Origin of the sequence: Flavobacterium sp. MMLR14_040 (assembly GCF_033657265.1) — a bacterium.
GTDB lineage: Bacteria > Bacteroidota > Bacteroidia > Flavobacteriales > Flavobacteriaceae > Flavobacterium.
This window is the reverse complement of record NZ_JAWVWO010000003.1, coordinates 1-23,789: the sequence shown is the minus strand read 5'-3', so window position 1 is coordinate 23,789 and position 23,789 is coordinate 1. Positions and strand designations below refer to the sequence as shown.

Sequence of the window (23,789 nt, the reverse complement as noted above, 5' to 3'; positions counted from 1 at the left end):
TGTGTGCTCTTTTTTAAGAAAACGGCTGTAAGGAAGGCTATGAAAGCCACTTTTAATAATGATCTTTTATAGTAAAATTAGGAGCTATAAAGAAAACTAATATCATAAAATTATAGCATTTTTTAAACTTTATGTGGATGCTATTTATTTTTTTATATTTTTGTCTTTCATACATTAAAAAAAATAGAAATTTAGAAATGAAAAAAGCATTAGTAATTATCGCGCTTTCAATTTTAGTTGTTTCGTGTAATAAAGCAACAGAAGTTAAGGAAGTAAAAACAGCTTACGTAGATACTTCAGTTTTGATGAAAGAGTACACTGAAGCAAAAGACCTTGAGGCTAAATACAAAGCTCAAGCAGAAGAAAAAGGAAGACAGCTACAAGCGGAAATTACTCGTTTTAAACAAGACGCTGCTAATTTTCAAAGTCAGGCACAAGCAAATGGTCAGGCATGGGCTCAACAAAGAGGAGCTGAATTGCAAAAAAGAGAGCAACAATTGGGTTATGCTCAACAAGCATTATCTCAACAATTGCAACAAGAAAGCGGTGTTGAAATGGATTCTCTAGTAAGTGGAGTTAAAAAATTCATTAAAGATTACGGTAAGAAAAACGGTTATTCTTATATCTATGGTACTGGTGATGCTGCCTCAATTTTATACGCTGAAGAGAAATATGATATTACCAAAGATATCATTAAAGCTTTGAATGATAAATACAAAGATGCTCCAAAAGCTGACGCGAAACCGGCTGCTAAAGAAGGCGAAGAAGCTAAAAAATAATACCACACAAAACGACATAATTTAAAAACCTAAATCCTTAAGATTTAGGTTTTTTCTTTTATAAAAATAAGATACTTTTAGTTCTTCAATTATTGCCCAATGCAAAACGTTTCAGAAGCTGCTGCTTACACCTTACAATTTATCAATCAAACGCAAAAATCTATATTTCTTACCGGTAAAGCCGGTACAGGAAAGACGACGCTTTTACGCGAAATCATCGCTACAACGCACAAAAATACTGTTGTAGTTGCTCCTACGGGAATTGCAGCCTTAAATGCAGGCGGAGTAACGATTCATTCGATGTTCCAGCTGCCTTTTTCGGCCTTTATTCCTTCCTATGATGAAGCCTCAAAATTTACTGAAACGGTGAAGTTTGAGAACAAAGAAACGCTTCGCAGACACTTCAAAATGAACAATGTCAAGCGAAATGTCATCCGCAATATGGAATTGCTGATTATTGATGAAGTAAGTATGTTACGTGCTGATTTACTGGATGCTATAGATTTTATGATGCAGACGGTTCGAAGAAATTCTAAAACTTTTGGGGGAGTTCAGGTGCTTTTTATTGGCGATTTATTACAATTGCCTCCCGTAATTCGTGATGAAGAATGGCGCACTTTGCGTAATTATTACAAAGGAAAATTTTTCTTTCATTCGCATGCTATTCAGCAAAATCCGCCGCTTTATATCGAATTATCCAAGATTTATCGCCAGACAGATGATACTTTTATTTCCGTTTTAAATAATCTTCGAAACAACCAGATTACACCTCAGGATATTCAGGTTTTAAACGAATATGTAAAACCGGATTTCGACTTAAAAAATAATCCCGGATATATTACACTTACAACGCATAACGCAAAAGCCGATTCGATTAATGAGCAGGCAATTAATGATTTAGCAGGCAATGAATTTGCTTTTCAACCTTTTATCGTTGGAGATTTTCCCGAAAAAATATTTCCGGTTGAAGAAAACCTCAAATTAAAAGTAGGAGCACAGGTTATGTTCGTTAAAAACGATATTTCTTTTGAAAAACGCTATTTTAATGGAAAAATGGGCATTATAAAATCGCTTTCACCTGAAGAAATCTTCGTTCATTTTCCAGAAGAGAATAAAACCATTGAAGTCGAGAAATACGAATGGAAAAACATTCGATACAAAGTAAATGATCTCACAAAAGAGGTTGAAGAAGAGGTTTTGGGCACATTTGCCCATTATCCGTTGAAATTGGCGTGGGCCATTACGGTACACAAAAGCCAGGGTTTGACATTTGAGAAAGCTGCGCTCGATGTATCGCAAGTTTTTTTACCTGGACAAGCATATGTAGCCTTATCTCGTTTGACTTCCTTAAATGGGCTTATTTTGCTTTCTCCGCTGCAAATGAATGGTATTTCGAACGATCAGGATGTAATGGATTATTCTCTGAACAAGGCAACCGAAGAAGTTTTAAAGAACTCTTTGCATTTTGAAACCAAGAATTTTATTCATAACTATTTGATTAACAGTTTTAATTGGACAGATTTAGCGCAGGAATGGCGCAATCACCGTTTTAGTTATAATGAAAATGCAGTTAATTCTGAAAAAGCGAAACATTCTGTCTGGGCGGCAAAACGTCTTGAAACGATTGAACTGCTTTTGGATCCATCTCAAAAATTCATTCATCAGCTTAATAAAATTTTCAATAAAGAAACTGTCGATTTGTTTTTTGTGCAGGAAAGGGTAGTGGCTGCCTATGACTATTTCTTCAAGCCGATGGACAAACTGGTAACAGATCTTTTGCAGAAAATGGCTGAAATTCAGAAATTTAAAAAAGTAAAAGAGTTTTACGAAGAATTAGCTTTTTTAGATGACTTGCAAACAAAGGCTGTTTTGCGCTTAATGAAAGCCAAATTATTAATTGAAATTGTTGTTGCAGGCGAGACCATTTGCAAAGAGAAATTAAGCTCTTCAGCAATTAAAAATTACAAATTAGACAAGATTGCAAAGATTCGCGAGGAATTAAACATGACCAATACCGATATCTTTAAAACTGAAGAACCTGTTGTTCGTTATACAGCAAGGAAATTAGATAAAAATGAACCTAAAGCTGCTAAAAAAACTACTATAGAAGAAACGCATGATTTGTGGCTGGAGAAAAATTCTATTGCAGATATAGCCCGCATTCGTAAGCTAACCGTGCAAACTGTTGAAACGCATTTTGTTAAACTAATTCAGGCTAAAAAAGTTGATATTTCTGATGTGCTGTCGTACGATAAAATCCTGGCCTTGCGGGAAGCTTTTGAGTTCTATCAGGAAGAATCTTTAAATCCATTAAAAGAAAAATACGGTGATGAATTTACATGGGACGAACTTAAAATGTTCAAAGCCAGTATTAACTGATTTTAGATTTTAGATTTTAGATTTTAGATTTTAGATTTTAGATTTTAGATTTTAGATTTTAGATTTTAGATTTTGCTAATTAACATTATGTAAAATAGAAAATTAGAAATTATTTTTTAAGACTTTTTAATTGTTCCACGTTAAACATATAATCCTGATTTTGAATAATGGAAGTGGCCAATTGTTCGAATAAAACATTTTCGCTAACTTTATAAATATCAGAGTATAATTAATTAAAAATATTTATAGATGAAAAGTAGAGTAATATATCTCGTTATTTTTGTTTTATGCAGTCAATTTACTTTTAGCCAGAATTTAAAACCGGAGTATCAAAAGTTCGTTAAAAGCTTTATTGCCAATGTAAAAATCAATAACAAAGACGGAGTTGCAGGTTTTATTTCTTTTCCACTTGGAAGAGATTATCCAATTCCGAATGTTAAAAACAAAGCGGAGTTTGTAAAAAGGTACGATCAGATTTTTGATCCGACTGTGAAAAATGAAATCATTAAATCAGATCCCGAAAAAGATTGGTCGGAAGTAGGCTGGAGAGGAATTATGTTGAATCAAGGTACTTTATGGATTGATACCAATGGAAAAATTATTAGTATTAATTACCAATCTCAGGCCGAGAAAGATCTTAGTAATAAACTGATTGCGGCAGAAAAAGCAAAACTACATCCTTCAATCGCAAAATTTAAAGCTCCGGAATATATTTTGGAAACCTCAAAATTCAGAATTAGAATTGATGATTTGGGAAATAATAATTATCGTTATGCGTCTTGGTCTATCAAACAAAAAATGAGTGAAAAGCCTGATTTGGTTATTACTAACGGAAAATGGATTTCTGATGGAAGTGGAGGAAACAGTTATTTCGATTTTAAAAAGGGTGATTATTTGTATCGATGTTACATCATCGTTTTAGGGACAAGTGATTCACCACCGGCGACTTTGACTATTTATCAGAAAAGCAAAGCGATTTTAGAACAAAATGCTATTGTTTTGCACTAAAATTATTTATTGTTAATAAGTTTAATAGTATTAAATAAATTTCAATTGTCTAGTTTTCAATATTTTAGGTTATTTTTATTGCTTATTTGCAAAAGCATTTACTGTAACAAATCTTACAATAAGCTTTTGTAATTATTTATTTTCTAACCTTAAAACCTATTTAACTATGACAAACAATCCATTTTTGGCCGCTCCAAAGTATGCAATTACGCATTTTGATTCTGCTCAAACCGACAATTTCCCAAATGAAGTTCCACGAGACATTAAAAATGTAACATCAATTCTGCCATTGCTTACCCCTTTGCCACAAGTTGCAGGCGGCCCGATTAACATCATGACATTAGCATCAACAGACCCAAATTATATGTGGGGAGTTTCGCTAACAGATGTTTCCTATATCAGAGTTTCAAATGATGATTTTACACCGCTTTACAGATTACCACTTCCCGGCGCTCCAAATATTGTAACATCACTTTTGGCATCTGTTTTAAATCAGCCGTTTGCATCAATTAGTGCAATTCAAACTGCTTTGAGCGCACTTGGGCTTGGCGGAGGAAGCGGTTTTGGACTTTTCGGAGGAGTTTATAGTGTGGTAGATAATAATAATGATTTGTATGTGAATTATTTAGGCGCAATAAATGCTGTAAATTTAAAATCATCAGTTTTATTTCCGGGAATTGAAGTTAAACGCAGCATACAGACTTCTACAGTTCTCCCGACCGGCGAATCAGTTGCGGGATTATCGATGACTTTTGACGGACGTTTGATTGTTGTTGGCGGACGTTCTGTCACAATTTTAGACAGAAATCTTACAGCTCCTGCTTTAGCGCAATATACTTTTAGTCCAACAGAAACAATATCTAATTCTGTAGCGGTGGATGAAGATGGTGGAATTTATGTTGTTACCGATAAAAAAATGTATAAGTTGGTTTGGACAGGAACCATAATTTCCTCTAATCCAGTAGATGGCGCCTGGGAATCTGCTTATCCTACAGGAGATACTTTTCCGACCCTTTTTGGTTCCGGTTCTGGTGCAACACCAACGTTGATGGGTTTTGGAAATGACGCCGATAAACTGGTTGTTATTACAGATGGACTGAAAAGGATGGGCTTGATCGCCTTTTGGCGAAATGAGATTCCGGTTGGTTTTACAGATAGAATTGCAGGACAGATACAAGTAACTTGTGGCCTGCCATTAACCACAGAATTTATACAAACAGATCAATCTGTAGCAGTAAGCGGCTATGGCGCTTTTGTTGTAAATAATGTTAGTTTGACAGATGACCAGTTGACCGGAGCAGTTCTTGTAGATGCTCTTGCGCGTGGACCAATTTTGGACGCCCCGTTTGGAGTAGAAAGGTTTGAATGGAATCCCGTTACACATTCATGGAGTTCTGTCTGGACTCGTGGTGATGTTTCGGATGTAAGTATGGTTCCGGGAATTAGTACAGGATCTAATATCGTTTTTATAAATGGATATTATAAAACAGCAGGAACAGGGTGGGAAATTACCGGTTTGGATTGGTTAACCGGTGATACCGTGCACAAGAGAATTTTTGGAAACAATGTTTTTGGAAATGGTTTTTATGCACTTATTCAATATATTGGAAACGGAGATTTAATCATGAATAGTCTTATCGGACATGGGCGTGTACAGCAAAATGGAGTTGTTTATCTGACATAGAATCGAAGATAATTGCAAGATAAAAAAAATCCTGTTCCACATGAAACAGGATTTTTATTTTTATATCTGCGCTTGAGCTTTATCTAAGGCCTTTTGCTGATTGATTTGCTTTACTTTAAGTTTTTGAATTTCAAGCTCATTCTTTTTTATTTTCAGTTGTTGTTTTTGTGATTCTTCATTAGAAAGCGAACCTAATTTTGAGTTCATTTTTTGATTGTCTGATTCTAATTTAGCAACTTTCTTTTTGTTTTTCTCTAAGTCTTTTTCAGAATTTTTCAGTTCTTTTTGATGTTTCTCTACTTTCTTTTGTTCCTTTTTTAGCTTTGCCTGTTCATCATTAAGTTTGGCATGATATTCATCAGATGCTTTTTTAGCGTCTTTTTCGGCCTTCTGGTTGATGTTTTGCTGTTGTTTGTTACTTGTGATTATTTTCTGTGCAAAAAACGCCTGAGATGTCAGCATTAGCATTAACACCAATACAGATTTAATTGTAGTATTCATTATTGTTTATTTTTAAAATTTTAGCAGCAAAAATAAACGGTGAACCATCGGTCTGAATACTGCAGAAGATTTTAAAGAGACAGCATAAGGCAAAAAAAATCCAATTCTGCTGAATTGGATTTTCTTAAGTTTTATAAAGATTCGACTAAAATCCAGGCATCCGGATTTTCGCCTTTCTGAATTTCTTTTTGTGCTTTTTCTGCTTCGGCCATTGTCGGATAACTTCCGTACAAAACCGGAAATAAACCATGTTTGTTTTCGCCAAGCATTCTGGCACTATAACCATCTTTAATCAATTGATCATAGGCTTTTTTGGCATTTTGCTCACTTCTAAATGCTCCTGCCATAATATGATAAGGCATTTTCTTTGTTTCTATAGTTTCTGTTTTTGAAGAATCTACAGAAAGTGTAACTGCCGGCAACGGATTTTGAATGAAAAAAGTTGCTTCTTGTATCTTGTTTTCTACCTTTTTCTGAACGGCACTTTCAACGATAAGCGTTTGTGTTGCAATTTGGTTTTGGTAAATAGGATATCCAATACTTCCTGTAATTCCAAGACCTAAAACGAATATTGCAGCATATCTTAAATATGATTTTGAAGATTTAATTTCATCTTCATCTTCGTTTAATGCTATAGCTTCTCTTTCTTCGAGTTCCGCCACTTTTTTCTCAAACATTTCTCTTTTGACAACAGGAGAAACAAACGGACTTAATCCGAAAGAGCTTGTTAGGTAATTATGCTGATCGTTTGGTGAAAAAACCATATTTTGATCTGCATTCAAGCGAATATCACCAATATTTTTTAATTGCAAAGAACCATATTCTTCCAATACTTTTTTCCAGTTTAAAACCTCGTGCGCAATAGCACTAACAGCAAAACCGTATGATGTATTTTCTGCCTGAGCAATATGATTTGCCAATAGTCCGTCATTGTTTTTCAACAGACCATTGAATGAGATTGTTTTTTTTGGTGGAAAAAACGAATTTGTGCTCTCATTCACCTGAGCCGGCTGAGTTTCTGTTAGAAAAGCTCCAAATCCGGGAACCGTTACACATTGATAACGATACAATAATTGCGCGATGTAAGTTTCGATTTTCATAGTAACAAAGTTATGCATCCAATATAGTTATCAAAATTTTATTCACAATTTTTATTAACAATCGACATTGTTTTACATGTTGTTCTTTTTCAACGATTTAAATATAATTAGTTTTTCGATAAGAATTTCAATTAGGTTTAAATATTTTATTTTAGCAGGAAATTACTTCTGTTTTATATCTTTGTTCTTCTTAAAAGTAGTCGGGATGTTATTGTTGTAAAGATTTTTTCTACTTCTCAAAAATTAAATTTTATTATGTCAGAACAAGATTTGTTTTATTTGTTAGCCTTATTAAAAGTCGAAGGTGTTGGTGATATTATGGCCAAAAAATTACTAACTCATTTTGGAAAGGCAGAAACGGTTTTTACAACAAAAACAAATCAAATTGCTGCCATTGATGGAGTTGGTTCTGTTTTATTAAAAAATTTAAAAGACAAATCTATTTTCGAAAAAGCCAGTAAAGAACTTGATTTTATTAAAGCTAATGATATAAAAGTTTCTTTCTATCAGGACGAAAATTATCCGGAACGATTGAAACACTGTTTTGATTCGCCTGTTTTGATTTTTTCTGCCGGAAATATAAATTTAAAAAACAAAAGAATAATCAGTATTGTGGGTACACGCCAGATCACTTCGTACGGAACGGATTTTTGTAGAAAACTTATAGAAGATTTGGCACCTCTTGATCCTGTAATTGTGAGTGGTTTTGCTTACGGAGTTGATATCGTAGCGCACCAAATTGCGATGGAAAATAATTTGCAAACCATTGGAGTTCTGGCACATGGTCTCAATCAGATTTATCCAAAAACGCACAAAAAGTATGTTGCGAAAATGGAGGAGAACGGTGGGTTTATTACTGAATTCTGGAGTTCGTCAAATCCTGATAAAGAAAATTTCGTACGTCGAAATCGTATTGTGGCCGGCATGACCGAAGCTACAATTGTTATTGAATCTGCTGATAAAGGAGGATCTTTGATTACGGCAAATCTCGCCAATGATTACAATAGGGATGTTTTTGCCGTTCCGGGCCGCGTTACTGATAAGTACAGTCAGGGCTGCAATGATTTGATTAAAACACAAAAGGCAAGTGTTCTGTCGAGCGCAGCAGATTTGATTTATATGCTTAATTGGGACATCGAGAAAAAGGTAAAATCAATTCAAAAATCATTGTTTGTTGATCTCGAACCTGAGGAACAAAAGGTGTATGATTTTTTAATAATAAATGGCAAAGAATTGCTGGATATTATAGCATTGCAGTGCGATTTCCCGATTTTTAGAATCTCTGGAATCTTGTTAAATATGGAACTTAAAGGTGTAATTCGGCCATTGCCGGGCAAATTATTTGAAGCTATTTAAACGTGTATTACAGAATTAGAATTATTTTTTTCCTTTAAAATGTCTGTACAATTGATACAGGACAATAATTAAAATAATGGCAAATACAACATTTAGAATCTGAAATAAATAGGGCGGAACATCATAATCTTCTATAAACTTATTCATCTTATTTGGTTTTGATTATACTTGAAAGTATTGATTATAATGAAATTACGAATTATTTATTAAAGTTTCTATATCCTAAAAATAAAAAAACCTCCTGCGTAAACAAGAGGTTATATTTATTTTTAAAAAAGGTATTATTTTCCGAAACCAAGGACTTCGCGAACCTTTGTCAAAACACCATTCGCAACAACAGAAGCTTTTGAGGCTCCTTTTTTCAATAGTGCATCAACTTCTTCAAGGTTGTTGATATAGTAATTGTATTTTTCTCTTTCGGTTTTGAATTTTTCTGTAATCAATTCAAAAAGAGCTTGTTTGGCATGGCCGTAACCATAATTTCCGCCTAGATAATTGGCTCTCATTTCGGCAATTTGTGTTTCATTTGCCAACAATGAATAAATTGCAAAAGCGTTGCAGGTATCCGGATTTTTTGGTTCTTCAAGCGGCGTACTATCGGTTTCGATACTCATAACCTGCTTTCGAAGCGTTTTATCGTCAAGGAAAATATTGATTATATTATTGGCAGATTTACTCATTTTTCCGCCGTTTGTTCCGGGAATTAGCATACTGTCTTCCTGAATTTTAGCTTCAGGAATTACAAAAGTTTCTCCCATTTGATGGTTGAAACGAGAAGCCACATCACGTGTGATTTCTAAATGCTGCAATTGGTCTTTTCCCACCGGTACAAATTCTGCATCATAGAGCAAAATATCTGCCGCCATTAACATCGGATAAGTAAAAAGTCCGGCATTTACGTCATCTAAACGATCAGCTTTATCCTTGAAAGAATGTGCCAATGTCAAACGTTGAAACGGAAAAAAGCAGCTTAAGTACCAGGTTAATTCAGCAGTTTGAGTTACATCAGATTGTCTGTAAAAAGTAACTTTATCAGGATTTAGTCCGCACGCAAGCCATGCCGCTGCGGTGCTGTATGTATTTTCTCGTAATGTTTTACCATCTTTAATTTGCGTAATCGAGTGTAAATCAGCAATAAACAAATATGATTCATTTGCAGGATTGTTTGATAATTCGATTGCAGGAATAATTGCCCCTAATAAATTGCCTAAGTGTGGCGTTCCAGTACTCTGAACACCGGTTAGTATTTTTGCCATTCTCGTTTTTTCTTATTACTAAACGCAAAGTTCGTTTTTTTACTGTAAAGTGTGTAATTTTTTTAGCTGCAAATTCTTTTTACCACAGGATAAGGTAAAAGTTTTTGGTATTTTCTTGTAATGTTTAATTTTTAACGCAGAGAACGCAAAGTTTTTTCACAAAGTTTGCAAAGTTTTTTTGAAGAAGTTTTTTTTGAAGTTCACAGAGCTTTGTGTTATAGATTATTGATAACTCTTCTGATCCCATTTTTTAGTAAGACTTCGTTGAAATTTATAATAAGACCGAGTTTATAGTTTCCAAGTTTTAAATAGGTTAAGGTTTGAGCCAGATGATTTACAGTTAGTGATTCTACACTTTTTATTTCGATTATAAATTTGTTTTCTACTAATAAATCAATGCGATAACCACAATCTAATTTGACATCTTCGAAGATTAACGGCATTGCTTTTTCCTTTTCTATAAAAAGCCCTCGTTGTTTAATTTTATGAAATAAACATTCCTGATAAGCATTTTCAAGTAATCCTGGTCCAAGTTTTTTATGAATTTCAATTGCAAGACCAATTACAATACTAGATATTTCGTTTTCTGTCATAATTTAAAAACTTCAAATTTAATAATTATTTTCTTATATTATTAAATAGAATTTTGCTATAACAAGGTGTTTTTTGTAATGATAAACTTTGTTCAAGGTTTATAAAATTAAAATCTAACCACAAAACTTTGTGAACTTCAAAAAAACTTAACTAAATCTTCTTTGAGAACTTTACGAAAAAACTTTGCGGTCTCTGCGGTAAAAGACATCCGGTAAAATTTAAAAAAGATTGGATTTTAACAACATCAGAATTCTTTTTGTAAAATTCCTTTCGGTTTTCTTACATTTGAAACCATGAAAGGAATTAAAATTATTTTTTGGGTTTTGTGGCGCATTTGGTTTTACATTTTAATGGCCATTCCGATATTGATTATGCTGCCGTTTTTGCTTGTTTCTATTATTACGGAAAGCGGATACCCCTATTTTTTTAAAATGGCCCGTATTTGGGCTAAATTCATTCTTTTCGGGATGGGTTTTTATTATACGGTCGAACGTTTGCAAAAATTGGAGAAAGGAAAGAGCTATATGATCGTCGCAAATCATACTTCAATGACAGATATTATGCTGATGTTGGCTATTGTTCGAAATCCGTTTGTATTTGTTGGAAAAAAAGAGCTTTCAAAAATTCCTTTATTTGGATTTTTCTATAAAAGAACTTGTATTCTGGTTGACAGAAATTCATCCAGAAGCAAAAACGAAGTTTTTAAAAGAGCACAAGACAGACTTAGTCAAGGACTTAGCATTTGTATTTTTCCTGAGGGCGGAGTTCCGGACGATGAAACTATTTTATTGGATGAATTTAAAGACGGCGCTTTTCGTCTGGCAATAGAGCATCAAATTCCGATTGTACCCATTGTTTTTGCAGATAATAAAAAGCGATTCTCGTATACTTTTTTGAGCGGAAGTCCGGGAAAAATGAGAATAAAGGTTTTGCCATTTATTGAAACCAAAGGCTTAACAAGTGAAAACAGGAAAGATCTACGAGATCAGGTAAGACAATTGATTTATAAAGGATTACTTGAATTTAAAAAAGAAAAGTAACCAGAGTACTTAAAATAATAAACCCGGCAAACTATAAAAGCTTGCCGGGTTTTATTTTGAATTAAAACCCCTTTTATATTCAAAATTTATCGATGTATTATTTTCTCAGAAATAAAACGTAATACTTTCTTAATTTTTAATTTGGTTTTTCTACGGTTTTTATTCAACAACACTTCTAGTTTCTCTTTCATGGTTACAAATCTTAAGGGTTGGTAATAAAGAGTTTGATTAGAACTCAAGTTAACGTCACAATTAATAGATTCTAAAAAATGAAAAAGGTTGCGTTTAAACGTAAAATATTTCTTAAAAAAGAATAAAAACCCGTTAGCACCAAAAAAAAACTAACGGATCTTTATAAACAATAAACAACCAAATTTATTCTAAAAACAAACTTTTGATTAAGGTATTTATGGCAGTAAATACCGTGTAAAATCTTGAGTCTTTTAATAAGATGCAATTGTTTTAAAAGGGTTGCGTCAGTTTTTTGTTTTTTTTGAAATAAAAAAACCCGACAAGTTTTTAAAACTGTCGGGTTTGAATTATAAATGCTGCAATTAGCAGATATTTAATGTTTTATGCGTTTGCCAATTCTTTGATGTGAGCTTTTATTTTAAGTTCTAATTCATCAGCTAATTCCGGATTATCTTTAATTAATGCTTTTACAGCATCACGACCTTGTCCTAATTTTGTGTCTCCGTAGCTAAACCATGAACCTGCTTTTTTAACAATGTCAAATTCAACAGCTAAATCTAAAATTTCACCTGTTTTAGAAACTCCTTCTCCGTACATAATGTCGAATTCGGCAGTTTTAAAAGGCGGCGCTACTTTGTTTTTAACCACTTTTACTTTAGTTCTGTTTCCGATAACATTTTCACCGTCTTTAATTTGAGACGAACGACGGATATCTAAACGTACTGACGCATAGAATTTTAAGGCATTACCACCCGTTGTAGTTTCAGGATTTCCAAACATTACACCAATTTTCTCTCTCAACTGGTTGATGAAGAAAACAGTACAATTTGTTTTGCTGATAGTTCCGGTAAGTTTTCTTAAAGCCTGAGACATCAAACGTGCGTGAAGACCCATTTTTGAATCTCCCATTTCACCTTCGATTTCACTTTTTGGAGTCAACGCAGCAACCGAGTCAATAACAACTATATCAATTGCTCCTGAACGAATTAAGTTCTCGGCAATTTCTAAAGCCTGCTCTCCGTTGTCTGGCTGAGAGATGATCAGATTTTCGATATCTACGCCTAATTTCTCAGCATAATTTCTATCAAAAGCGTGCTCTGCATCTATAAAAGCAGCAATTCCTCCGGCTTTTTGAGCTTCGGCAATTGCGTGTAAAGTTAATGTTGTTTTACCAGAAGATTCTGGTCCGTATATTTCGATAATTCTTCCTTTTGGGTAACCGTTTACTCCAAGTGCTAAATCAACACCAAGAGAACCTGAAGAAATTGTTTCAACTTCTACAATGGCTTTATCACCCATTTTCATTACAGTTCCTTTACCGTACGTTTTATCTAGTTTGTCTAGTGTAAGCTGTAACGCTTTTAATTTGGCATCTTTCTCTGAACTCATCTCTTTTTTTTCTTTTTCTTTCATCTAAATTTTTCTATTTTTTTCTCTTTCAATCAGAAAATGAAATAACTTCCTGATTTAGATTTTCATGGGCATATAATTTGTAAAATTACTTCTTTTTTTGAAGTTTGATTGTTCCAAATTGTATCAAATTTTCACAAAACTTGTCTTATAAAAATAAAGCCTTTAATTCTGTAGCTTCTGATGGTTTTATTTTTCCGGCAAGCAGTAAACTTAGTTGTTTACGACGAAGTGCGGCGTCAAAACGCTGTATTTCAAGTTCAGTTTCCGGTATAATTGCCGGCACTTCAACAGGTCTTCCGCTATCATCGACCGCGACAAAAGTATAAATAGCTTCGTTGGCTTTGGTTCTGCTTCCGGATTCACGGTCTTCTACCCAAACATCGATGAAAACTTCCATAGAACTTTTAAAAGATCTTGAAACCTTTGCTTCTATTGTGACTACGGCTCCAAGAGGAATAGCTCTGTTAAAAGCGACATGATTTACAGAAGCTGTAACTACAATTCGGCGTGAATGTCTGCGTGCCGAAATACTTGCAGCGCGGTCCATTCTGGCTAATAATTCGCCGCCAAAAAGGTTGTTTAAAGGATTAGTTTCGCTCGGTAAAACTAAATCGGTTAAAATAGTTAGAGATTCTGAAGGGTGTTTTGGATTCATTTTTTTAATGTAAAATTATTTTTTTGCTGCCCGCTTTAGCGAACAATTTATTTTTTACCACAGATTCTCAAGGATTTTTAACCACTTTAATCTGTTGCATATTTTTTTAATTCAGCCAATAAACAGCCATTATAGCCGGAACAAAATAAATAACAATGGTTCTTGCTCCATCGTAATCTTTGGCTAATCGTTGTCCAAAAAGCATCATTAACAAGGAGATACATGAAAAAACAGCACCGTAAAAACCAAATTCCCGACCACTGTTTGTTACTAATTGTATAGCACCAACTACACATAAAATTCCGGAAATTAATTCTAAAATTAAAAGATGAAGAAGGGCAAGCGGCACTTGGTTTTTTAGTGGCGTTTTTGCAAAATGTTCTTTTAGCCAGGTAACATTATCTTTCCAGTAAAAAATTTTCTCGTAGCCAGATTGTAAAAATGTTAAGGCCAAAAAAATCAAAAGTAAAATAGAGGCAACATTATTCATTTGAAAATTATTTTTTATGAATTAAACGAGTCAGTTTTATAGATAAATCTGTTAAAATTATTTTTGCATTTCCGTTTCTTTCAATATGATACATCGCATCTGAAAGTTCTTTGAAAATATCATGAATGTTGTTTCCGTTTACAAATGGCGCAAAATTTTCTAATTTGAATTTATCAACTTTCGGTTCTATATAGACCAAAGACGGCGCTTCATAATTAAGCAAAAGTGCCTGACGGAACATTTCGATACAAAACTGAATGAATTTTTTTTGGCTTTCACGACCCAAACCGGCGATTTCTTCACTCCAGGAAATTAGATCCTGAATGGCGGCGGCATTTCCTTTGGCTCTAAAAGCAGCGCGAACCCAATTTACAAACCATTGTTCAAAAGGAAATTCTGAATCATCTTCTTTTAGTAAAGAAACTGCTTTGTTGAAATTTCCCTGTGCCTGATGGGCAATTTTTTTGGCTAAGTTGGAATCTATATTTTCTTGAGAAACTAAGGCTTCTGCAATTATTTTTTCGGGTAAACCATTAAAGTGAATTACCTGACAGCGAGATCTTATGGTTTGAATGATATCTTCTTCGTTTTCAGAAATCAGAATAAAAATAGTTTTATCCGATGGTTCTTCTAAAAGTTTTAAAAGTTTGTTTGACGCAGCGATATTCATTTTATCGGCCATCCAGATGATCATAATTTTATAACCGCCTTCGTATGATTTTAACGCAAGTGATTTTAAAACTTCCTGAGCATCTTCGACACGTATTTCACCTTGTTTGTTTTGAACGCCGAGAATTTTATACCAGTCAAATAAACCTCCGTAAGGCATTTCCTGAATAAAATTTCGCCAGTCCTGAATAAAATCTAAACTTTTAGGTTTTGTTTTTACATCTTCTGTAGTTACGGTTGGGTAAATAAAATGCAAATCAGGATGCGAAAGGTTTTGGAATTTAAGATTGCAGGAATCGTTTCCGTTAGAATTTTCGTCGCCTGTGTTATTGCATAAAATATATTGCGCATAGGCAATAGCTGTTGATAAAGTACCACTTCCTTCTGGCCCAATGAATAATTGTGCATGCGGAATTCGCCCGGAAGCTGCACTTTTTATCAAGTGACTTTTGATGTAATCCTGACCTAAAATTTGTGAAAATTGCATGAAGCAAAGATATAAGAAAATGATGTAGGCAAAAATTTTCAGTAAAAAGTTTAATTCTGTAGCTTCATTTTTGTATTTATGAAATGTTTTTTAACTGAATTGTTGATTTATTTCTTCTTAAGTTTTATCAATACTGAGATGATTTGAATAGATATTAAGATTTTTTTGTTAATAGTTTTTGCAAAAATGTTTAAATCAGATGTCTTTTTTGAGTACAATAATGCGTAAAGGCTTAATTTACTTAAACTATTTCTTACAGGAAAAAATTTTAACAAAATTAACAAAATCCTCGGCAAAACGCATATTTTCTCGACCTACGACCCTTTTTTAAGGTTATTTTAAGGGGAATTTTTGAAAAAAAAAAACATTAAAGTTGCGATTTAACATAATTTATATATTTTTGTTTTCATCAACAACCAATTTTTAATAAGAATTTATGAAAGGGAAAATTATTTTTTTTAGTCTATTTTTTATTTTGACAACTGCGGCAGCTTCAGCTCAGGCTAAGAACGCTCCAAGAAGTATTATTAGTACAACAGCTCTTATTCGTAAATACCACGATCAAAAAGAATTGAGCGGTATGCAAAAAGGAGAACTTTTAGAGTTGTACATTGAAAGAATTAAAGTATTAGTTAAGACTCTCCCTTACATTGCATTGGTGACAAAACCAGGTGTAACGATGGCAGACTTAGGTATTCCGGACGATTCTGAACACAAAAAAGTTTTAGACAATCAGGCTGTAGGTACATCAGCATTCTTAGACGTAACTGTAGAGTTTCAAAGAAAAATGATGCCATACTCTGATAAAGGAAACTTAATTGCAGCTATTTTATTTTACGAAAGCACATTAAAATCATTACATGAGTTCAATGAATTGAACGAAATGTAATAAAAATAAAATTTTTTAAAACCTTTTTTCAAATGTTTACGTAAATGCTACTGAACATGAAAAGAAGTTAAAAAATATTAACTCGTTCTCGATGTGTTCTGATAGCTTCAGGAAAATCGAGATGAGTTTTTATCATATTACGCATACCCAAATTTATTATTAACCTAATACCCTTTATCATGAAAAAAATTACTCAATTTATCTGCGTTCTTTTGACAGTTACGAGTATGAGTGCTCAACAAGAAAAAGGAATTATGGGCTACAACAACTGGTTGAACAACTGGACTGAATTTAAGCCTAACAAAGTTGACTATGGTGAAGCAAACCAAATTTTAGCAGGAAACATTTCTGTTAATACTAAATTGCTTAAAAGAAACATTTATGTTTTGCAAGGAAACGTTTATGTTACTAACAATGCCGTTTTAACAATTGAACCGGGAACTTTAATTATTGGTGATTTCGAAACAAAAGGAACATTGGTAGTTACAAAAGGTGCGCAACTTGTTGCAGATGGTTTAGAAACAGATCCAATTGTATTTACATCAAACCGCAGCCAGAAAAAAGCTGGAGACTGGGGTGGACTTGTAATTCTTGGTGATGCTCCTATTAACAAATTTGGAAATGTTGGTTCTTACAATCTAGATCTTGATCCTACACTTACTACTTATGGTGGTGACAATGTAGCTAGTAATTCAGGTATTTTAAGATACGTTAGAATCGAGTTTGCAGGTAAAAAAGTTAAAGGTATGGATACTTTCAATGGTTTAACTATTGCAGGTGTTGGAAACAAAACTATTCTTGAAAACGTTATGGTAAGCTACTCTGGTGGTGACTCATTTGCTTTTTATGGTGGTGATGTAAATGCTACTAAATTAGTATCATACAAGTCAATCAATGACGATTATAAATTTACTCAAGGTATTCAATGTCGTTTATACAACTCATTAGCGGTAAGATCTTCTTATTTATCAAGTAATAAAGATGGTTCACGTTGCATGGAAGTAAAATCATACGAAAAGAAAAGCGAAACTGATTTTACTAAAAAACAAACTCTTGTTGCTGCAACAAACATTACAATGCTTAATGATAGCGAAAACATCAATGCTGATATTCAGGCTGGTTTAGTAAAAGAAGCAATCTATGTTGCTGAAAATGCTTCTCTTGAAATGAAAAGAAGTGTAATCTCTGGATTTAATCCTGCTGTTTTATTAGATAGCAAAACTGAGATTAACGATGCTAACCTTAAAAAAATCAAATTTGAAGAAATGTATTTCAACCTATGTAAAGGAAACATCTTTACTGAATACAATTCTAACAACGAAGATTTAGAGAGCTGGTATGGTAATACTGTTTTCTTTAATGTTAAATCTCAAAGCGACAACAAAGAGACATTCATTGATATCTATAACCCTAAGAAACCAGATTTCAGATTACAATTAGGAAAAATTACAGCATCTAGCGGAAACAGATAGATAGATTTAGATTTTTATTTCAGAGCGTAAATTTTATTAATAAAGTCCCCAGACACAATTTATGTGTATTCGTCTCAACGGACCCAAATAAAGATCAAAATATAATGGCCCCGATAAAAAGATATTTTACTAGTATAATATTTTTGATTTCGCCTGTAACCTTATGTCTGTATGCACAGAATACAATAGAAAAACCTACAGTTTCTGTTGTTTCTGATTGCGAGATGACTTCGTGTACACTTAATCAAAAGAATGATATAGCTGATAAAGGTATCAGCAAATTAGATAATTCTAATCAGTTTATAGTAGGGCTGTCCATCCCCAAGGACAGCCTTGCTATGGCCGCTGATGTAGAAAATCAAACTACTTCAGGATGTTACGAAAATTCAGTAATTGCTGGTTCTTATTCGGTTCTTGCAAAAGACATTATTGAGAACTACAAATACGATTTTTCTGAAACATTCATTGATATTTTGTTTTTTGAAGATATAGATTTAGCAAGAAAACGCACTATATGATTCGAAAAATTACTCTCTCTTTTACTAAATATTTTTTTTTATTTAGCTTTTTATTTATTGCTAAATCAAACCTGTATGCTCAGGCACCAATCATAGTTCCGCAACAACTAGAGGCTGGTCTTGACAGATTTTGTGCGGGCGCGAGTTTCAACGAATACAAAGCAACTTTTACTTATCTGGATTTTCCGGCTGGTACAACTTTTCAAATCGAATTTTCAGATCCTTCCGGAAGCTTTTTGCAAAACACTACCATTGCCAGAGAGATCAGTGTTAGTGACCCAGGTGCAACGCAAAAAACGATTCGATTTGCCGTGCCAGAAGAACTAATAGGCTCTGATACTTATAGCATGAGAGTAAAAAGTTCTACAGGAGTAGTAAGCCAGAGAATTAAAAACTCAGTAGGTGAAACTTCTTTTGGAGTGTTTTTTAAAAGTTATGAGGGTGCTTTTTATATCAATAATAAAAATACAGAAGCTACTATCTGCGCAGGCAGTAGTATGACATTGACAGTTTTTAACGAAACACCAGGTGTTAAAACTTCATCTCCCGCAAATTATCCTAATCTTAAATACAAATGGTTTAAAGACAATGTTCTTATTGCCGGACAGACAGGTTTATCGTTAGTAATTAATGCGCCGGGTGAATATTATTCACAAATAGAATATGGAGTTTGTACAGAACCAAATACGAGTTCAAACCGTGTTAATGTTGTTTCTTCCGGCTCAGGCTCTGCAGCGGTAATTAATTCAAGTCTTGGAAATCCTTTCTGTGACAGTGGTACAGGAACTGTTTTGACAGCAACTTCTGGAAACACTTATAAATGGTTTAAAGATGGAAATGAAATAACTGGAGTAACAACACGTAGCTACACAACAAATCAATCAGGACTTTATACTGTAGATGTTGATTTTGGCGGATGTAAAGCTACAGGAAGTATTAATCTTAGCAATAATGGTTTTAATGCGAGTATCGATATTGCAGATGATACAACAATTGCAGAAGGTGAAACTATTAATGTTTCTGTAACAACAGACGCTACAAGTCCAACATTTGAATGGTATTTAAATGACAATCTGATTGCTGGTGCAACAACAGAAAATAATGTGATAGCCGTAAGAGGTAATTATAAAGTTATAATTTCTCAAGCTTCTGGATGTATAGCTACAAAAGAATTAAAGTTTAGAGTTTTAGGGCAATCAGGCCCATCAACGGTTATTCCAAATATTATTAAGTTAAGTGGTTTAAACCCATATTGGAATATCCCAAATGAATATAAAAATACAAACACCAAGGTAATGATTATAAGTTCGAATGGTGATATGGTTTTGGACGTTGTCGATTATCAGGGCGACTGGCCACAAACCTCAATAGATTTTAAAAATGTAAATCCAGTATATTACTATGTTATTCAAGGCGATGCAGGTGAAAAAAAAGGATCAATAACTGTGATTAAATAATATGAAGAAAATTTTACTATTCATAACTTTATTTTACGGTTTTTCAAATGTACTCTATTCCCAGACTTCTGAGAATGGAGTTGTTTCGTTTTCATTACCAATTAGAAATTCTTTAAAGTTTAATAGATATTTAATTAACCCGGCATTTAGTTTCGTTCGTGAACAAAATGCTTATATAAGTTTTTATAATAAAAGGCAATGGGTGCAGTTTGAAGATGCTCCAAACACTTATTTATTTGGTTACTCAGGTCGTTTTAGAGAAAATGAAGCTTTTGCTTTTGGTTTATTTCAACAAAACTATGGTTTAATGACCGTGTTTGGCGGAGTAGGTAACTTTGCGCATAACATCGTTTTAGATCAGGACAGTAATTTAACTTTCGGTTTAAACGTTGGTGCTTATCAAAGTGGTTTAAACAAAGGCAAAATTATTTCAGACGACACAACTATTTTAGATGGAGATTATCCATCAAATACAATGCTTACTGTAAATCCTGGTATTAACTACGGAACAGCATTTCTTGATTTCGGATTATCTGTAAACAATTTAATTCTTTACAACTTTGGTTCAGGAGTTGTAAAAGATGATCCTGAAAGAGCAATAGAATTGCATGCTATGTACACAGGATATATTGATAGCTATGGTTTTTTTGAACAAAGTAAATTCTCAGGAATTGTAAAAACAGAAATTAAACAAGATAAAGCAGTTATTTCAGGGCTTGCCATGATTTCTGTTCCAAAAGGAGTTTGGGCACAAGCCGGATATAATACTTTATACGGAATTTCAGCAGGACTTGGATTTAATATTACTCCAAGTATTGCTATAGAATATAATTATGAAAGAGGAATGGGGAATTTTACCAATTTAGGTGGTTCTCATGAATTTGCAATAGCATATAAATTTAAAAACAGAAATTACTATTACGGAGATGATGAAGATGGTGCTCTTATAGATCCGGACAGATCTAAACCTGTAATTGCTAAGAAAAACACATCTACAGCTCAGGTTACAAGAACAAGTGGTGCTGAAAAAGCAAAACTCGCAGCCGATGCAAAAGCACAAGCTGATGCAGAAGCACAAAGAATACGACTTGCTGCTGCAGAAAAAGCCAAGGCTGATGCCGAAGCCGCGGCAAAAGCAAAATTAGAAGCCGACAATAAAGCAAAAGCAGACGCTGAAGCATTAAAAATAAGATTAGCTGCCGATGCAAAAGCAAAAGCAGATGCACAAGCTGCTGAAAAAGCAAGATTAGCTACAGATAATAAAACAAAAGCCGATGCACAGGCTGCAGAAAGAGCAAGATTAGCTGCTGATACTAAAGCGAAAGCTGATGCACAAGCTGCAGAAAAAGCCAGACTTGCTGCAGATGCAAAAACAAAAGCCGATGCACAAGCTGCAGAAAGAGCAAGACTAGCTGCGGATGCAAAAACTAAAGCAGATGCACAAGCTGCAGAAAGAGCGAGACTAGCTGCGGATGCAAAAACTAAAGCAGATGCACAAGCTGCAGAAAGAGCAAGATTAGCGGCAGATGCAAAAGCAAAAGCCGATGTACAAGGTACAGCCAAAACACAAATAGCTGCAACCAACCAACCAGCAGCAGCTACAGAAAAAACAGCTGCACAATTGGCTGCTGATAAATCAAAAGTCGATGCACAAGCAGCAGAAAGAGCAAGATTGACAGCTGGTAATAAAACCAATGCAGATGCACAGGCAGTAGAAAGAGCAAGATTAGCCGCAGATAATAAAACTAAAGCTGATGCGCAAGCGGAACAAAGAGCAAAATTAGCTGCAGATAATAAAACTAAAGCAGATGCACAAGCTACACAAAGAGCAAGATTATTAGCAGACAATAAAGCAAAAGCAGATGCACAAGCTGCAGAGCGAGCAAGAATTGCTGCGGATAATAAAGCAAAAGCTGATGCACAGGATGCCGAAAGAGCAAAACTGGCTGCAGAAAATAAAGCCAGAGTAGACGCTCAAATTGCAGAAAGAGCCCGATTAGCTGCTGCAAAAGGAAAAGTTGATGCCGAGGGAGTAGCTAAAAAACCAGCTGTTACTGAAACAACAACTGTTACAGAAACAGCTGAGCCACAAAAAACTGCTGCAGAATTAGCTGCTGAAAAAGCGAAAGCAGATGCTGAAGCATTAAAAATTAAGTTAGCTGCTGATGCTCAGGCAAAAGCAGATGCTGCAGAAGCTAAACGTAAAGCAGATGCAAAAGCGAAAGCTGAAGCGGCAGATTTACAATCTATATTAGCTGCTGACGCCAAAGCAAAAGCAGATTCAGATGCACTTCAGGCAAGGTTAGCTGCCGAAGCAAAAGCAAAAGCTGCTGCTGCTGCAAAAACTAAAGTAAGTATTGATGCAGCCAACAAAGCTAAATTAGCCGCTGCTGCAAAAGAAAAAACCGCACAAGAAGCTGCATTAAAAGAAAAAGCTGCAACAGAAGCCAAAGCAAAAGCAGATGAAGAAGCTAGACAAGCCAGACTTGCTTCTGAAGCAAAAGCGAAAGCAGACGCTGAGGCATTAAAAATAAAATTAGCTGCAGATGCAAAAGCAAAAGCAGATGCTGAAGCGCAGGCAAAATTAGCTGCAGAAGCAAAAGCGAAAGCTGATGCGGAGGCACTTCAGGCAAAACTTGTTGCAGATGCCAAAGCAAAAGCAGATGCTGAGGCTCAGGCAAAATTAGCTGCAGAAGCAAAAGCGAAAGCTGATGCAGAGGCACTTCAGGCAAAACTTGTTGCAGATGCCAAAGCAAAAGCAGATGCTGAGGCTCAGGCAAAATTAGCTGCTGAAGCCAAAGCGAAAGCAGATGCAGAAGCGCAACAAGCTAAATTAGCTGCCGAAGCAAAAGCAAAAGCGGATGCGGAAGCGTTAAGAATAAAATTAGCTGAAGAGGCAAAAGCGAAAGCCGACGCCGAAGCTGAACAAAAGAGATTAGCTGCTGAAGCAAAAGCTAAAGCTGATGCAGAAGCTCATGAAGCAAAACTAGCTGCCGAAGCAAAAGCAAAAGCAGATGCTGAAGCATTAAAAATAAAATTAGCTGAAGAGGCAAAAGCGAAAGCCGACGCCGAAGCAGAACAAAAAAGATTAGTTGCTGAGGCTAAAGCTAAAGAAGAAGCAGAAGCTCGTGAAGCAAAACTAGCTGCTGAAAATAAAGCAAAAGCTGACGCTGAAGCACAACAAGCTAAATTAGCTGCTGATGCAAAAGCTAAAGCCGATATGGCAGCTTTACAAGCGAAATTATTAGCAGATGCAAGAGTAAAAGCGGATGCAGAAGCGACTGAAAGACTAAAAGCAGAACAAGAATCTAAAAAATTACAAGAAGAGGAAGAACGTCAAGCTAAATTAGCTGCTGATAAAGCCAAAGCAGATGCAGAAGCATTAAAAGCAAAACAAGCTGCAGAAGCAAAAGCTAAAGTTGACGCAGAAGCTCAACAAGCAAAACTAGCTGCCGAGACAAAAGCGAAAGCAGATGCAGAAGCTCAACAAGCTAAACTTGCTGCAGAAGCAAAAGCCAAAGCCGATGCAGAAGCACAACAAGCAAAACTTGCAGCAGAAGCAAAAGCAAAAGCAGATGCAGAAGCTCAACAAGCTAAACTAGCTGCCGAAGTAAAAGCCAAAGCAGATGCAGAAGCACAACAAGCAAAATTAGCTGCAGAAGCAAAAGCCAAAGCCGACGCAGAAGCACAACAAGCTAGACTTGCAGCAGAAGCAAAAGCTAAAGCAGATGCAGAAGCGCAACAAGCTAAACTAGCTGCCGAAGTAAAAGCCAAAGCAGATGCAGAAGCACAACAAGCAAAATTAGCTGCAGAAGCAAAAGCCAAAGCCGACGCAGAAGCACAACAAGCT

Annotated in this window: 20 protein-coding genes; 11 read left to right on the top strand and 9 right to left on the bottom strand. The window is 34.7% G+C overall.

Annotated features, from left to right (window positions below; genetic code table 11):
- Positions 1–197: 197 nt before the first annotated feature.
- The 4 genes from SD960_RS05265 to SD960_RS05250 all read left to right on the top strand — a co-directional run bounded on the left by SD960_RS05265 (position 198) and on the right by SD960_RS05250 (position 5,850).
- On the top strand, positions 198–779 hold the full coding sequence (locus tag SD960_RS05265; RefSeq protein WP_115845090.1) for an OmpH family outer membrane protein: 582 nt from the start codon (positions 198–200) through the stop codon (positions 777–779).
- A gap of 99 nt (positions 780–878) precedes the next feature.
- Complete coding sequence (locus tag SD960_RS05260; protein WP_318801300.1) at positions 879–3,158, top strand: helix-turn-helix domain-containing protein; 2,280 nt, start codon at positions 879–881, stop codon at positions 3,156–3,158.
- Positions 3,159–3,407: 249 nt separating this feature from the next.
- Positions 3,408–4,166, top strand: coding sequence for a hypothetical protein (locus tag SD960_RS05255; protein WP_318801299.1), 759 nt, complete (start codon positions 3,408–3,410; stop codon positions 4,164–4,166).
- Between the two features lie 166 nt (positions 4,167–4,332).
- Positions 4,333–5,850, top strand: a complete 1,518-nt coding sequence (locus SD960_RS05250) for a hypothetical protein (RefSeq protein WP_318801298.1) — start codon at positions 4,333–4,335, stop codon at positions 5,848–5,850.
- A gap of 60 nt (positions 5,851–5,910) precedes the next feature.
- Here the strand turns inward: SD960_RS05250 and SD960_RS05245 are convergent, their stop codons facing one another.
- Both SD960_RS05245 and SD960_RS05240 read right to left on the bottom strand, forming a co-directional pair.
- Positions 5,911–6,351, bottom strand: a complete 441-nt coding sequence (locus SD960_RS05245) for a hypothetical protein (protein ID WP_318801297.1) — start codon at positions 6,349–6,351, stop codon at positions 5,911–5,913.
- A gap of 131 nt (positions 6,352–6,482) precedes the next feature.
- Positions 6,483–7,451, bottom strand: a complete 969-nt coding sequence (locus tag SD960_RS05240; protein WP_318801296.1) for an SPOR domain-containing protein — start codon at positions 7,449–7,451, stop codon at positions 6,483–6,485.
- Between the two features lie 255 nt (positions 7,452–7,706).
- On the opposite strand from SD960_RS05240, the gene dprA reads away from it, so the two are divergent.
- A complete protein-coding gene (dprA, locus tag SD960_RS05235; protein WP_318801295.1) occupies positions 7,707–8,807 on the top strand; it encodes a DNA-processing protein DprA in 1,101 nt (366 codons plus the stop codon).
- A gap of 21 nt (positions 8,808–8,828) precedes the next feature.
- Here dprA and SD960_RS05230 read toward each other — a convergent pair whose 3' ends face one another.
- The 3 genes from SD960_RS05230 to SD960_RS05220 all read right to left on the bottom strand — a co-directional run bounded on the left by SD960_RS05230 (position 8,829) and on the right by SD960_RS05220 (position 10,656).
- Positions 8,829–8,954, bottom strand: a complete 126-nt coding sequence (locus tag SD960_RS05230; protein WP_318801294.1) for a FeoB-associated Cys-rich membrane protein — start codon at positions 8,952–8,954, stop codon at positions 8,829–8,831.
- 134 nt (positions 8,955–9,088) lie between these two features.
- Positions 9,089–10,063, bottom strand: coding sequence for a tryptophan--tRNA ligase (trpS, locus tag SD960_RS05225; protein ID WP_318801293.1), 975 nt, complete (start codon positions 10,061–10,063; stop codon positions 9,089–9,091).
- Between the two features lie 215 nt (positions 10,064–10,278).
- A complete protein-coding gene (locus SD960_RS05220; RefSeq protein ID WP_318801292.1) occupies positions 10,279–10,656 on the bottom strand; it encodes a GxxExxY protein in 378 nt (125 codons plus the stop codon).
- A gap of 294 nt (positions 10,657–10,950) precedes the next feature.
- Here SD960_RS05220 and SD960_RS05215 point away from each other — a divergent pair, with 294 nt between their 5' ends.
- The gene (locus tag SD960_RS05215; RefSeq protein ID WP_318801291.1) at positions 10,951–11,697 is read left to right on the top strand and encodes a lysophospholipid acyltransferase family protein; all 747 of its coding nucleotides are present in this window, start codon (positions 10,951–10,953) and stop codon (positions 11,695–11,697) included.
- Positions 11,698–12,270: 573 nt separating this feature from the next.
- On the opposite strand, the gene recA is transcribed toward SD960_RS05215, so the two are convergent.
- The 4 genes from recA to SD960_RS05195 all read right to left on the bottom strand — a co-directional run bounded on the left by recA (position 12,271) and on the right by SD960_RS05195 (position 15,603).
- Positions 12,271–13,278, bottom strand: coding sequence for a recombinase RecA (gene recA / locus SD960_RS05210; RefSeq protein ID WP_318801851.1), 1,008 nt, complete (start codon positions 13,276–13,278; stop codon positions 12,271–12,273).
- Positions 13,279–13,447: 169 nt separating this feature from the next.
- A complete protein-coding gene (locus SD960_RS05205; RefSeq protein ID WP_318801290.1) occupies positions 13,448–13,957 on the bottom strand; it encodes an acyl-CoA thioesterase in 510 nt (169 codons plus the stop codon).
- A gap of 106 nt (positions 13,958–14,063) precedes the next feature.
- Positions 14,064–14,447 carry a DoxX family membrane protein gene (locus tag SD960_RS05200; protein WP_042564933.1) on the bottom strand — a complete coding sequence of 128 codons (384 nt, stop codon included), beginning with the start codon at positions 14,445–14,447 and terminating at the stop codon, positions 14,064–14,066.
- A gap of 7 nt (positions 14,448–14,454) precedes the next feature.
- On the bottom strand, positions 14,455–15,603 hold the full coding sequence (locus tag SD960_RS05195) for a DNA polymerase III subunit delta' (RefSeq protein WP_318801289.1): 1,149 nt from the start codon (positions 15,601–15,603) through the stop codon (positions 14,455–14,457).
- Positions 15,604–16,039: 436 nt separating this feature from the next.
- Between SD960_RS05195 and SD960_RS05190 the strand changes: the two genes are divergently transcribed.
- The 5 genes from SD960_RS05190 to SD960_RS05170 form a co-directional block, all read left to right on the top strand.
- Complete coding sequence (locus SD960_RS05190) at positions 16,040–16,492, top strand: hypothetical protein (protein ID WP_115844776.1); 453 nt, start codon at positions 16,040–16,042, stop codon at positions 16,490–16,492.
- 179 nt (positions 16,493–16,671) lie between these two features.
- On the top strand, positions 16,672–17,964 hold the full coding sequence (locus SD960_RS05185; protein WP_318801288.1) for a hypothetical protein: 1,293 nt from the start codon (positions 16,672–16,674) through the stop codon (positions 17,962–17,964).
- Positions 17,965–18,068: 104 nt separating this feature from the next.
- A complete protein-coding gene (locus SD960_RS05180) occupies positions 18,069–18,482 on the top strand; it encodes a hypothetical protein (protein ID WP_318801287.1) in 414 nt (137 codons plus the stop codon).
- Positions 18,479–19,939, top strand: coding sequence for a gliding motility protein SprC (gene sprC / locus SD960_RS05175; protein WP_318801286.1), 1,461 nt, complete (start codon positions 18,479–18,481; stop codon positions 19,937–19,939). The genes SD960_RS05180 and sprC overlap by 4 nt, the downstream gene beginning before the upstream one ends.
- A 1-nt stretch (position 19,940) precedes the next feature.
- Positions 19,941–23,789, top strand: a 3,849-nt coding sequence (locus SD960_RS05170) for a PorP/SprF family type IX secretion system membrane protein (protein WP_318801285.1), incomplete at its 3' end; no start/stop codon positions are given.